Source organism: Agrobacterium sp. SORGH_AS_0745 (genome assembly GCF_030818995.1).
Lineage (GTDB): Bacteria > Pseudomonadota > Alphaproteobacteria > Rhizobiales > Rhizobiaceae > Agrobacterium > Agrobacterium tumefaciens.
In genome coordinates, this window is record NZ_JAUTBI010000003.1 from 922,419 (window position 1) to 934,406 (window position 11,988).

Genomic DNA, 11,988 nt, shown 5'->3' on the forward strand with positions numbered 1-11,988 from the left:
CAATGCAGCCATTGGGAGAGAACGGAACCTGACATGCCGAATATATTACGAAAGCTTTCGCCGACTGGCCTCGGCGTGGCCGTCATGCTGCTTGGAATGCTGCTTTTCGCGTTGAACGACGCTATGGGAAAATGGCTGGTTTCGACCTACAGCCAGGGGCAGGTGATCCTCATCCGCAGCGTCGCTGCCCTTGTCATCCTGGTTCCGATCGTGTGGAAAGGCGGTCTTTCCGGCCTCATGAAAATCGAGCGACCGTCTCTTCAGGTGGCGCGCGTATTCTTCTCCACCGCCGAGCTTTTCTGTTTCTATTTCGCAGTCGCTGCCCTGCCGCTGGCAGACGTGATGACCTACTGGCTCGCCGCCCCCATTTATGTGGCGGCTCTATCGCCGTTTCTCCTGGGAGAAAAGGTCGGCTGGCGTCGCTGGACGGCCATCGCCATTGGTTTCGTCGGTGTTCTCATTGCCTTGCAGCCAAGCTCGGCAAGCCTCACCTCGGCCGCACTGTTTTCCATCCTCGGCAGCGCCGCCTTCGCCTTCATGATGTTGTCCGGACGCCAGCTGCGCAACACGCCCGATACGGTGCTCGCTTTCTGGCAGATCATCGGTGCGGGGCTTGCGGGCCTCGTTGCGGTGTTCGTCACGCCGTCTGGCTGGTTGCCGGTCCAGTCCGGTTTCGATCTCGCTTTCCTCGGCCTGCTCGGCGTGGTCGCCATGGCAGCGCATGTGCTGGTCAACCGCGCTCTGAAGCTCGCGGATGCCGCGACCGTCGCGCCGCTGCAATACACATTGCTGCTCTGGGCGGTGGTCTTTGGCTGGCTGTTCTTTGGTGATGTGCCGCAGACCAGTATCGTCGTCGGTGCGGGCCTGATCGTTCTTTCCGGCCTTTATATTTTCTTCCGTGAAAATACGCTCAAACGCGGTCGCGAAAAGCTGGATATACTGGCTGCGGACTAGACATTTCCTCTGTTTACCCGTGATGTTGCCGCCGAAATCATCACGGGACTTGACGAAGAGGTGATCTTCGAGGAGTAAGAGAAGGTCCTGCGATCATATGTCTCGCAAGGGCAGAGGAAACAAAGGTGCCGGGCCCCTCTGGCGAGAGTTTTACGGCGCTCTCGTGATGTCGGTACCGCCTGCAAAAATTGGCCGGCGGATTAAAAACTATGAAAAACCTGAATGTGCTTCGCGCGCGTGCTTTCTGCGTGCGGCCCGACGTCCTGCGTCGTTCCGCAATCGCTCTCGTTACCGGAGGTAACCGGACATGAGCGCCGCCCAGAAAACCACACTTTCCTACTTCAAGTGGGCTTTTATCGTCACCATCGTCGGTCTGATCCTTGGCGGCTATCTCGGCTGGGAAATGACCGGAACTGTCAGTGGAACAGCGACGATCTTCTTCATTTGTGCGGTGCTTGCCGTGCTGGAAATTTCGCTTTCCTTCGACAACGCCATCGTCAACGCCAACAAGCTGAAAGAGATGACGCCAGTCTGGCAGCATCGCTTCCTGACCTGGGGTATTCTGATAGCCGTTTTCGGCATGCGTATCGTCTTCCCGCTGCTGATCGTGGTCGTTGCCGCCAATGTCGGCCCCTGGACGGCGCTCGTCATGGCGGCCACGCAGCCGGAACGTTATGCAGAAATCATGCGTGACGCCCATCTGCCAATCGCTGCTTTCGGCGGTACCTTCCTGATGATGGTCGGTCTCAACTTCTTCTTCAACCACGAAAAGGACGTGCACTGGGTGCGCTGGATCGAGGAAAAGGCTGCGGTCTATTCCTCCGTCAAGGGTATCGAGATCGCCTTCGTGCTGGTCGTCATGCTGGCCTTCTCTCGTATCATCGGCGCCAGCGACAATCCGGAGCTTGGTCCGGTTGCGGCCAACACCTTTTTCCATGCGGCAATCTGGGGTCTTTTGACCTTCCTGCTGGTGGAAGTCGTCGGCGGTATTCTCGATCGTAGCCAGGAAGTGCTCGAAGGCGCTGCAAAAGGCGGCTTCGGTGCGTTTCTCTATCTCGAGGTGCTCGATGCAAGCTTCTCCTTCGATGGCGTCATCGGTGCTTTTGCGCTGACGCAGAACCTGTTCATCATCGCCATCGGCCTCGGTATCGGCGCCATGTACGTGCGCTCGATGACGATCATGCTGGTGGAAAAGGGAACGCTCGCCGAATACCGCTATCTGGAACACGGCGCTTTCTACGCGATCCTCATCCTGTCCGTCATCATGTACGTGCAGACGATGTTCCACATTCCGGAGGTCATCACCGGCCTTGGTGGCGCGACCCTGATCGGCATTTCGCTCTGGTCGTCGATCCGACATAACCGGCGGCACAATGCAGATGCGACCGATGCCGCACGTGGTGCGGAAATCTGATCCATCCCGATCCCAGCCTTCCGCTATTACGGCGGAAGGCAGTTTTTAAGCACTGAATTGCTGATTGCCTGTTTTTGTTGCTATTTCCGCCTTGCGGAAAATTTGAACATAACATCGAAGTTATACCCCAAGCACCTGTTTTTGCTCGTATTTGTGCGCTGCAGTAAAACTGGCACGCTTCCTGCATCTCATCTTGCAAGTCCAGAGGGGACATTAGAGGCCCGAAAAACGGGTTTAAACAACACCGCCGCGCCGCGCGATCTTTTATGATCTGCGAAGGCGCGGCGGTTCTGTTTGTGCGGTATGCTTCTTGAGTTTTCCGCTCCGTTGAATGAAAACGGTGGGATAACGACTGGAAGGTTACCGGTTTGCCTGCAGAACTTTCGCCTACGGAGGCCTTGGGGCTTTGGCATCGCGTATCTGCTGCGCAGGTCACGGCCGATGCGCCGGATTTGACCTTGCGCCAGACTACAATCCTGCTGCAGATATACCTCGTGCCGCCGCCACATACCGTCCGGGGCCTCGCCGCCTTGCTGGGCGTGACCAAACCGGTCATCACCCGCGCACTCGACAGTCTGGGGGCGCTCGGGCTGGTTGACAGGGTGCGGGACGAACGGGACAAGCGCAATGTCGTGATAAAACGCACCGTGGCAGGTGCGCTCTATCTGGAAAAATTCGGCGATCTGATTATTGATCAGGCACGCAAGATCTAACCTCTGGATGTGAAACCATGATGCTCGACCGCCGCCTGAATGTCTTCCGCTCCGATCTGGCCGATGAGAAACTGCAAGGCGTGGTTCAGGCCGAGCGTTTCGTCAGCGGTTCGCCCGCCCAGATCGCGGTGCCGGTTATTGGCCTGCGGCCAACGCCTGACCTTGCCGCCGGCATCGATACGGAGCTGCTGTTTGGTGAAACCGTGCGCATTTTCGACCGGGCGAATGGCTGGGCCTGGGTGCAGGCGGATGCGGATGGTTATGCCGGTTACGTGCCGGAGACGGCAATCGGCGATGTCGTTGCCGTTACCCACCAGGTGGTTGCGCCACGCACCTTCCTCTATCCTTCCGCCGAATTGCGCAAACCGCCGGTCGCAGCCATTTCCATGGGCAGCATGGTCCGGATCGTTGGTGAGGCCGAGACACGCGGCACCCGCTATCTGCTGACCGAAAGAGGCGAGGGCATAATCGCCGCCCATTGCCGACCAGTCGATGCCGCTCTCGAAGAGGACTATGTTGCGGTGGCCTTGCGCTTTATCGAGACACCTTATCTCTGGGGCGGCCGCTCCGGCTTTGGCATCGATTGCTCGGGCCTCGTGCAATTGTCCATGGCGATGACGGGCCGACGGGTTCTGCGCGATACCGACATGCAGGTTAAATCGCTCGGCGTGGAAATAGAACGCGATGAATTGCGCCGCGGCGATCTGGTTTTCTGGAAGGGCCATGTCGGGCTAATGGAAAACGAAGAGACGCTGCTGCATGCCAATGGCCACACGATGAATGTTGCACGCGAAAATCTCAATGAGGCCATCGAGCGCATCGGCTGGCTTTACGAAAAGCCGACGGCTTTCCGGCGTCTGGAAGGCTGAGGCGGCGGCTTCACGAAATTGTGCCTGCCTCGCCCTTTGTGCGACCACAGCCGAAAGCCTACATCGGTTGAATGATGGTACGGGACCGGCATCGATGAACACAAAAATGGCAACACGATTGGCAGCGATCCTGGCAGCGGTGTTAATGAGCGCTTCCGCGCAGGCGCAGACCGTTTTTCAGAATGGTTTTGCTCCGGCTCCAGATGCCTATGCGAACCTGCCGGGTGTCAAAGACCCGCGAACGCTACAGCCCAAGGTGCGTTACAATTGCCATAGCGAACTTGGTGTAACTGGATATGCCCGCGGCCCATACCGGGATGTTTTCGGTAGTCGCGGTCTGCCGGTTCAAGGCTATCGCTGCACCGATGAGAACGGCATCTCCAGCTTCGGTGGCAGAAATCCCATCTCCAAGGACTGGTATCCCGGCATCAATCCTGTCGACCCGACCTTCTGAAGTAATATGACTTAAAGCGGCGTTTGCGCCGCCCGCACTCTGGACTTGTTGTTGCTTTTTCAGATAAATCTTTGACATGACAGGTTGATAATACCTGCCGAGGTGCGGGGTGACGTCGGCCCTGCCGATGTTCTGGGCCGATGCTGGGGAATGCAAGCATGACGAAGACCGATATAGCAACCCGTGTCCACAATCACACCTGGAAACTCGATCCGATCGTCCGCAGCCTGATCGATACGGATTTCTACAAGCTGCTGATGTTGCAGATGATCTGGAAACTCTATCCGGAAGTCGACGCGACGTTTTCGCTCATCAACCGCACGAAGACGGTGCGGCTGGCGGAAGAGATCGACGAGATGGAACTGCGCGAGCAGCTCGATCACGCGCGTACCCTGCGCCTCTCCAAGAAGGAAAACATCTGGCTTGCGGGTAACACCTTCTACGGCCGCTCGCAAATCTTCGAGCCTGAATTCCTCTCCTGGCTTTCGAGCTACCAACTGCCCGAATACGAGCTTTTCAAGCGCGACGGGCAATATGAGCTGAATTTCCACGGCCGCTGGATGGATACGACACTCTGGGAAATCCCGGCACTGGCGATCATCAATGAGCTACGCTCGCGCAGCGCAATGCGCTCGCTTGGTTATTTCACGCTGGATGTTCTCTACGCCCGCGCAAAGGCCAAGATGTGGGAAAAGGTCGAACGGTTGCGGGAACTGCCGGGCCTGCGAATTTCCGATTTCGGCACCCGTCGCCGCCACAGTTTTCTGTGGCAGCGCTGGTGCGTCGAGGCGTTGAAGGAAGGCATCGGCCCTGCCTTCACCGGCACGAGCAATGTCCTTCTCGCCATGGATTCCGACCTTGAGGCGGTCGGCACCAATGCGCATGAATTGCCGATGGTGGTTGCGGCGCTGGCGCAGACCAACGAGGAATTGGCCGCAGCACCCTATCAGGTTCTGAAGGACTGGAACCGGCTTTACGGCGGCAACCTGCTGATCGTGCTGCCCGATGCTTTTGGCACGGCGGCCTTTCTGCGCAACGCGCCGGAATGGGTGGCGGACTGGACGGGCTTCCGTCCCGACAGCGCGCCGCCGATCGAAGGCGGGGAAAAGATCATCGAGTGGTGGCAGAAGATGGGCCGTGACCCCCGCAAGAAGATGCTGATTTTCTCAGATGGTCTCGATGTCGATGCCATCGTCGATACATACAGGCATTTCGAAGGCCGGGTGCGCATGAGCTTCGGCTGGGGCACCAATCTGACCAATGATTTCGCCGGTTGCGCGCCGAAGACCATCGCCAGCTTGAAGCCGATTTCCATTGTCTGCAAGGTCAGCGACGCCAATGGTCGGCCAGCCGTGAAACTCTCCGATAATCCGCAAAAAGCGACAGGCGAACGATCCGAGGTGGAGCGTTATCTGAAGTTCTTTGGTGAGGAAGATCTCAAGGAACAGAAGGTTCTGGTTTGATTAAGGCCGGGCGCTCCTCTTAACGAAGCGCCCGTGGGCCAGTCAGATCAACCGTGGTACCGACTTACTTCGCAAACTGGTGTGTGATGTAATGGAAGAGTGCTCTGATACCTTGAGCCTCGCCGCCGATCGATGAATGGTGCCTTTCGCTCAAGGACCAGCCGTAAATATCGAAATGTGCCCATTTTTTCGTATTGGTGACGAAACGCTTCAGGAACAGGGCGGCGGTGATCGATCCTGCCATGCCGCCTGATGGCGCGTTGGTGATATCGGCCGCGCGTGAGCGGATATCCTTGTCGTACCCCATGTAGAGTGGCATGCGCCAAAGGGGATCGTCGGTATCGATGCTGGCTTCCGCAATATCGTGGGCCAGATCGTCGTCATCGGTATAGAAGGGCGGCAGATCCGGGCCGAGAGCAACGCGGGCGGCACCCGTGAGCGTTGCCATGTCAATCATCAGGTCCGGCGCATCCTCGTCTGCATAGGCCAGCGCATCGGCCAGAACGAGACGGCCTTCCGCATCCGTATTGTCGATCTGTACCGTCAGGCCCTTGCGGCTCCTGTAGATGTCACCGGGACGGAAGGCGTTGGCGGAAATGGAGTTTTCGACGGCGGGCACGAGGACGCGAAGATTGACCGGCAGTTTCGCGTCCATGATCATCAGCGCGAGACCGAGAACATTGGCCGCACCACCCATGTCCTTCTTCATCAGCGCCATGGAGGCGGCTGGCTTGATATCGAGACCACCAGTATCGAAGCAGACACCCTTGCCAACGAGGGTCAGGCGGGGATTTCCCTTCTTGCCCCAGTTCATTTCCAGAAGGCGCGGTGCGCTTTCGCTGGCGCGGCCGACGGCGTGGATGAGTGGGAAGTTTTCCTTCAGCAGATCGTCGCCGGTAATGACGCCCACCTTTGCCTTGTAGTGTGCGGCAAGGCTGCGGAAGGCGATCTCAAGCTCGTCCGGTCCCATATCGTTGGCCGGAACATTGATGAGATCGCGGGCGAGGAAGACGCCGGCCAGAACGCGCTTGATCTCGCCATCTTCGGCATCCTGCGGAATGAGAAGCTTGGCCCCGCTGGTTTTGGTTGTCTTGTATTTGTCGAAGCGGTAGCTGCCGAGGCCGAAACCGAGAGCCAGCCGATTGGCCGTCAATGGCGCGGTTTCAATATGCCACTCGCCTTCGGGCAGCTCGCGGGCCAGTTTTCCGGTTATGAACGGGATTTCGGAGGGATTGCCGCCAAGGCCGAGAAGAACGCCACCCAGCGAACCATCGGAAGAGGGAACAAGCAATACGGCGCCTGCTTCGGCCTTGAAACCCGCTTTTTTCGCCCAGTCCAGAGCAACAGGATCGATGGCACCCTGTTCGATATGGGCTGGCGTCACGGCGAAAACCGGCAGGGTGCTGCCAGCCTTGGAGCTGAAAGGTGTCGGGCGTTCGATGAACTGATAGGGCGCCATGGTCTGCTTTCGTAACTGTCGAGAATCGGTGCGATTAACGCTCTGTTAGGGTTAACAGATTATTGCTTAAGCGAAAGTTGCGTCATGTGAGTCTGTCGTATGTCGGGCGCAAGATCGATAATTCTTGGGCTGGAGCACTGCCATGACTGCTTTTTCTTTGAGCGAGACAGGTCGGACAGGCTTACTGCGGGGAGCATGTCTCGCAGCGCTGGTTTTCGCCGTTTCCGGATGCGCGAGCACCAACAAGCCGGATCGCATGTCCACCGGCTCCATTCCTGCGACCACACGCTCCTATGACCACATGAACATGGACCAGCTCCGGCAGGCGGAAGAGACGGCCGGCAAGGCCTATGAACGCAGCCCCAAGGACAGGTCCGTCGGCATGAATTATGCCAACGTGCTGATGATGACCGGCAAGAACACGCAGGCGCTCGCGGTCATGCAGCAGATCGCCATCGCCAATCCGGCCGACCGCGAGGTGCTTGCCGCCTATGGCAAGGCGCAGGCAGCATCAGGCCAGCTCGAACAGGCCCTTTCAACCATCCAGAGAGCACAGACGCCTGATCGTCCAGACTGGCGGCTGTATTCTGCCGAAGGTGCCGTGCTCGACCAGCTTGGCAGGTCGAACGAGGCCCGCACCAAATACAGGCAGGCACTCGATCTCAAACCGAACGATCCAAGTGTGCTCTCGAACCTTGGCATGTCCTATGTCCTGTCGAGCGATCCCCGTACCGCCGAGACGTATCTGCAATCGGCCATAGCCCAGCAGGGCGCCGACAGCCGCGTTCGCCAAAACCTCGCGCTCGTGGTGGGTCTTCAGGGACGGTTTGCCGAGGCTGAGCGCATCGCGGTTCAGGAACTTTCGCCACAGCAGGCACAGGCAAATCTCGGTTATCTGCGTGCAATGCTGTCGCAGCAGAATTCCTGGCAGCAACTGGCGAAGAAGGACAACAAGCCAGCAGGCTGATGCGGGTTCAGGCACGTCCATCAACACCAGATCGCAGATAATATTCACAGCTCCGTCCCATCACTCGCTACCGCCTATAGTGCGGTCGCGTTTATCGTGTCAGAACGTATCGGCGACGCGAATGCCGGCTGGTCCGAGAATGACTGCGATGAGCACCGGCAGGAAAAATATGATCATCGGCACGGTCAGCTTTGGCGGCAGGGCGGCGGCCTTCTTTTCGGCTTCGTTCATCCGCTCGTCGCGGCCTTCCTGGGCCAGAACGCGCAACGCCTGAGCCAATGGCGTGCCGTATCGTTCCGCCTGGATAAGCGCTTGCACCACGCTTTTGACGCCGTCCAGCTGCGTGCGCATGCCAAAATTCTCAAGTGCGATGCGCCGGTCCTGAAGGAAGGAAAGCTCCGCTGTCGTCAGCATCATTTCCTCCGCCAGTTCGGGCGACTGCTCACCCATTTCTTCCGCAACACGACGCATGGCGGCCTCCATGGACACACCGGATTCGATGCAGATCAGCATCAGATCCAGCGCATCCGGCCAAGCGCGCCTGATCGAGGCCTGCCGCTTGTTCATGGCGTTGGAAACATAGATATTGGGTGCGTAAAAACCCAGATAACCGAAAATGAGCACTGCCATCAGCCGGACGACGAAAGCCTTATCGGCGAGGTTTCCGAGAACGAAAACCCAGGTAAAGGCAAGGGCCAGAAAAACGAATGGCAGCACGAACCGGGCGGCAAGAAATGTGTTGAGCGCATTCTGTGAACGAAAACCCGCAGCGCGCAGCTTGTTCATCGTGTTCTTGTCGGCAAGCGCTTCCTGAAGGTTGAATTTTTCGACGATGCGGCGCGCCGATTTATTATTATTGCCACGCAGGGAGGCCTTCCCGTCCCTGGTGGCGGCGGCCAGGCGCTCACGCTCGCGGCTGCGAATGAGATCGCGCTCCGATGACACGGCTTTCATGCGCTTGGCGAAGTCTTTTCGCTCGAAGAGCGGCATGATGAGCGTATAGAGGGTCGCGAAAACCGCAAGGGTGACGAGAATGGCAATAATCGTTTGCGGGTCCGTCAGGCTGGAAAAGAGGCTTCCTGTCATGGTCGTGCCCTCATATGTCGAAATTGATCATTTGGCGCATGATGAAAATCCCGATCAGCATCCACAATCCCGACACCCCCAGAATGATGTGCCCACGCATGTCGGTGAAGAGCACCGACAGATAGTCGGGCGAGGTGAAATGCACCAGCAGCATGACGATGAAAGGCAGCGCGCCAATAATAACTGCCGAGGCCTTCGCCTCCATCGATAACGCGTTGACTTTGGCACGCATTTTCCTGCGTTCGCGCAGAACTTTCGACAGGTTGGAAAGAGCCTCCGAAAGGTTACCGCCCGCCTGTGCCTGAATGTTGATCACGGTGCTGAAGAAGCTCACTTCGAAAAGCGGCACGGTCAGCATCATGCGCTCGATCCCCTGCGGAATGCCGATGCCGACCTGCTGCGCATCGACGACGCGCTGGAACTCCGTCTTCACCGGTTCCTGTCCGTCCGACGCGATCAGTCGCACGGCGTCGTTGAGCGGCAATCCGGATTTGATCGACCGGCACATGACATCCAGCGCATTTGGGAATTCCTCGAGGAATTTTTTCTGCCGGCGCTTGAGTATAAATCCCAATACCCATCTCGGCAGTCCCAAGGCCACGACGGCTCCTATGAGCAGAGCGATAAGCAACGACAGGCCATAAAGAAGCGCAATGACGACGGAGAAAGCAGCCGCGCCTGCGCTCAGAAGGTGGAACTGCCGGACAGAGAGTTGCAGTCCCGCCTGAACCAGCTTTTCGCGCAAACCAACATTCTTTGCTTTCTTCGCCTTTTCGCTTTGTTTCTTTTCCATTTCCCGCAGGCTGTCCTGCATGGACTTGCGGCGTTTGCCAAGTTCCTGGACCCGGTCCCGCGCGGCCTTGATGTTTGCGTGATCCGTTTCGGCGGCCTTGACCCGCTTGACGCGACTAGTGGTCTTTTTCTCGACCTCGATCTGCTGGAAGAGGAAGGCATAAGCAAGCGCCCCTGCCGAAATAGCGACAAGTGCGGCCAGTAACAGGATTGTGGGGTCCATGGCAGTCGCCTTCCTTAGAGCATTTCCAGTAAAATTGCGTCGTGGTTTTCCGTCCGGAAAATGCGTAGAAACAAAGAGTTAGAGCACGTCAGACGATTCCGTTTAAACAAGACTTGCTCTAGGATGTCTTTTCCATCTCGTCGAGCGCGGTGGCCAGGCGTTTTTCCTCGCCATAGTAGCGCGCGCGATCCCAGAAATGAGGTTTGCTGATGCCCGTGGAGACATGCTTGCCGATCAGCTTGCCATGCGCGTCTTCGCCGTCAATTTCGTATCGCATTAGATCCTGGGTCACGATGACGTCGCCTTCCATGCCGATCACTTCGGTGATCTGCGTTATCCGGCGCGAGCCGTCGCGAAGGCGCTGGGCCTGAATGACGATATCGATAGAGCCCGAGATGATTTCGCGTACCGTCTTTGCCGGCAGGGTAAACCCGCCCATGGCGATCATCGATTCGATACGGCTGAGGCATTCCCGCGGCGTATTGGCGTGGAGCGTTCCCATCGATCCGTCGTGGCCGGTGTTCATCGCCTGAAGAAGGTCGAAAACCTCCGGTCCACGCACTTCGCCGACGATGATACGTTCAGGCCGCATACGAAGGCAGTTCTTGATCAGATCACGCATAGTGATCTCACCTTCACCTTCGATATTCGGCGGGCGCGTTTCCAGCCTCACCACATGCGGTTGCTGCAGTTGCAGTTCGGCGGTGTCCTCACAGGTAATGACACGTTCATCCTTGTCGATAAAGCTCGTCAGGCAATTGAGAAGCGTGGTCTTGCCCGAGCCGGTACCACCAGAGATGACGACATTGCAGCGGACGCGGCCGATGATCTTGAGCAGGGTCGCGCCTTCAGGCGTGATCGCGCCGAAACGCACCAGCTGGTCTAGCGTAAGCTTGTCCTTCTTGAATTTTCGGATCGTAAGCGCCGGACCATCGATGGCGAGCGGTGGTGCGATGACGTTGACACGCGATCCATCGGGTAAGCGGGCGTCGCATATCGGGCTCGATTCGTCCACGCGTCGGCCCACCTGGCTGACGATGCGCTGGCAGATGGAAAGCAATTGACCATTGTCACGGAACCGAATGTCGGATTCGATGGTCTTGCCGCCGACTTCGATGAAGGTCTGGCCGGAACCGTTGACCATGATATCGGCAATATCATCGCGTGCGAGAAGCGGCTCCAGCGGCCCATAACCAAGAACGTCGTTGCAAATGTCTTCGAGCAGCTCTTCCTGCTCGGCGATGGACATGGCGAAATTCTTGATCGTGATGATGTCGTTGACGATATCACGAATTTCCTCGCGTGCGCTCTCCGCGTCGAGCTTGGCGAGCTGCGAAAGGTCGATCGTATCGATGAGCGCGGAAAAGACCTGGCCCTTGGTATTGTAATAATCTTCCGTGCGGGCACGCTTTTTCTGCGGCGATTGCATGGGAGATTGTGCCTGCCGCGTTGCAGGCGATTGGCCGGGCTCCAAAGTGTCGATCGCCAGAGATCGCGGCTCAGGTGTTGCCTTCACCTGCTGTATGGCAGGCGCGACAAAATCCGGCTTTATGGTTCTGGCTGGGCCTTCTGGCCCGCGTTTTCCGAACATCGG

At 57.7% G+C, this 11,988-nt stretch carries 11 protein-coding genes; 7 read left to right on the top strand and 4 right to left on the bottom strand.

The window, feature by feature from the left end; all coding sequences use genetic code 11:
- Positions 1 to 33 precede the first annotated feature (33 nt).
- The 6 genes from QE432_RS14165 to pncB all read left to right on the top strand — a co-directional run bounded on the left by QE432_RS14165 (position 34) and on the right by pncB (position 5,867).
- The gene (locus QE432_RS14165) at positions 34 to 954 is read left to right on the top strand and encodes a DMT family transporter (protein WP_111795074.1); all 921 of its coding nucleotides are present in this window, start codon (positions 34 to 36) and stop codon (positions 952 to 954) included.
- 307 nt (positions 955 to 1,261) lie between these two features.
- Positions 1,262 to 2,368 carry a DUF475 domain-containing protein gene (locus QE432_RS14170; RefSeq protein WP_306624687.1) on the top strand — a complete coding sequence of 369 codons (1,107 nt, stop codon included), beginning with the start codon at positions 1,262 to 1,264 and terminating at the stop codon, positions 2,366 to 2,368.
- A gap of 368 nt (positions 2,369 to 2,736) precedes the next feature.
- Positions 2,737 to 3,081: a MarR family winged helix-turn-helix transcriptional regulator gene (locus tag QE432_RS14175; protein ID WP_003514544.1), complete on the top strand. Its 345-nt coding sequence runs from the start codon at positions 2,737 to 2,739 to the stop codon at positions 3,079 to 3,081.
- 17 nt (positions 3,082 to 3,098) lie between these two features.
- Positions 3,099 to 3,950, top strand: coding sequence for a C40 family peptidase (locus QE432_RS14180; protein WP_003514546.1), 852 nt, complete (start codon positions 3,099 to 3,101; stop codon positions 3,948 to 3,950).
- A gap of 94 nt (positions 3,951 to 4,044) precedes the next feature.
- Positions 4,045 to 4,404, top strand: coding sequence for a hypothetical protein (locus QE432_RS14185; protein WP_035251992.1), 360 nt, complete (start codon positions 4,045 to 4,047; stop codon positions 4,402 to 4,404).
- 158 nt (positions 4,405 to 4,562) lie between these two features.
- Complete coding sequence (gene pncB / locus QE432_RS14190; protein WP_003514549.1) at positions 4,563 to 5,867, top strand: nicotinate phosphoribosyltransferase; 1,305 nt, start codon at positions 4,563 to 4,565, stop codon at positions 5,865 to 5,867.
- A 64-nt stretch (positions 5,868 to 5,931) separates the two neighbouring features.
- Here the strand turns inward: pncB and QE432_RS14195 are convergent, their stop codons facing one another.
- Positions 5,932 to 7,326, bottom strand: a complete 1,395-nt coding sequence (locus tag QE432_RS14195) for a leucyl aminopeptidase (protein ID WP_013635292.1) — start codon at positions 7,324 to 7,326, stop codon at positions 5,932 to 5,934.
- Positions 7,327 to 7,468: 142 nt separating this feature from the next.
- Here QE432_RS14195 and QE432_RS14200 point away from each other — a divergent pair, with 142 nt between their 5' ends.
- Entirely contained in the window at positions 7,469 to 8,293 is an 825-nt protein-coding gene (locus tag QE432_RS14200; protein ID WP_306624689.1) for a tetratricopeptide repeat protein, read from the top strand.
- A 99-nt stretch (positions 8,294 to 8,392) separates the two neighbouring features.
- On the opposite strand, the gene QE432_RS14205 is transcribed toward QE432_RS14200, so the two are convergent.
- From QE432_RS14205 to QE432_RS14215, 3 genes are all read right to left on the bottom strand, one after another.
- Complete coding sequence (locus tag QE432_RS14205; protein ID WP_013635294.1) at positions 8,393 to 9,379, bottom strand: type II secretion system F family protein; 987 nt, start codon at positions 9,377 to 9,379, stop codon at positions 8,393 to 8,395.
- A 10-nt stretch (positions 9,380 to 9,389) separates the two neighbouring features.
- On the bottom strand, positions 9,390 to 10,394 hold the full coding sequence (locus QE432_RS14210) for a type II secretion system F family protein (RefSeq protein ID WP_013635295.1): 1,005 nt from the start codon (positions 10,392 to 10,394) through the stop codon (positions 9,390 to 9,392).
- A gap of 118 nt (positions 10,395 to 10,512) precedes the next feature.
- Positions 10,513 to 11,985: a CpaF family protein gene (locus QE432_RS14215; protein WP_003514561.1), complete on the bottom strand. Its 1,473-nt coding sequence runs from the start codon at positions 11,983 to 11,985 to the stop codon at positions 10,513 to 10,515.
- Positions 11,986 to 11,988 lie beyond the last annotated feature (3 nt).

Bases quoted from the DNA above. Each gene is read 5' to 3' on its own strand.
- QE432_RS14200 (WP_306624689.1), top strand. From the start codon at position 7,469: ATGACTGCTTTTTCTTTGAGCGAGACAGGTCGGACAGGCTTACTGCGG.
- QE432_RS14210 (WP_013635295.1), bottom strand. From the start codon at position 10,394: ATGGACCCCACAATCCTGTTACTGGCCGCACTTGTCGCTATTTCGGCA.
- QE432_RS14185 (WP_035251992.1), top strand. From the start codon at position 4,045: ATGAACACAAAAATGGCAACACGATTGGCAGCGATCCTGGCAGCGGTG.
- pncB (WP_003514549.1), top strand. From the start codon at position 4,563: ATGACGAAGACCGATATAGCAACCCGTGTCCACAATCACACCTGGAAA.
- QE432_RS14180 (WP_003514546.1), top strand. From the start codon at position 3,099: ATGATGCTCGACCGCCGCCTGAATGTCTTCCGCTCCGATCTGGCCGAT.
- QE432_RS14205 (WP_013635294.1), bottom strand. From the start codon at position 9,379: ATGACAGGAAGCCTCTTTTCCAGCCTGACGGACCCGCAAACGATTATT.
- QE432_RS14165 (WP_111795074.1), top strand. From the start codon at position 34: ATGCCGAATATATTACGAAAGCTTTCGCCGACTGGCCTCGGCGTGGCC.
- QE432_RS14195 (WP_013635292.1), bottom strand. From the start codon at position 7,326: ATGGCGCCCTATCAGTTCATCGAACGCCCGACACCTTTCAGCTCCAAG.
- QE432_RS14215 (WP_003514561.1), bottom strand. From the start codon at position 11,985: ATGTTCGGAAAACGCGGGCCAGAAGGCCCAGCCAGAACCATAAAGCCG.
- QE432_RS14170 (WP_306624687.1), top strand. From the start codon at position 1,262: ATGAGCGCCGCCCAGAAAACCACACTTTCCTACTTCAAGTGGGCTTTT.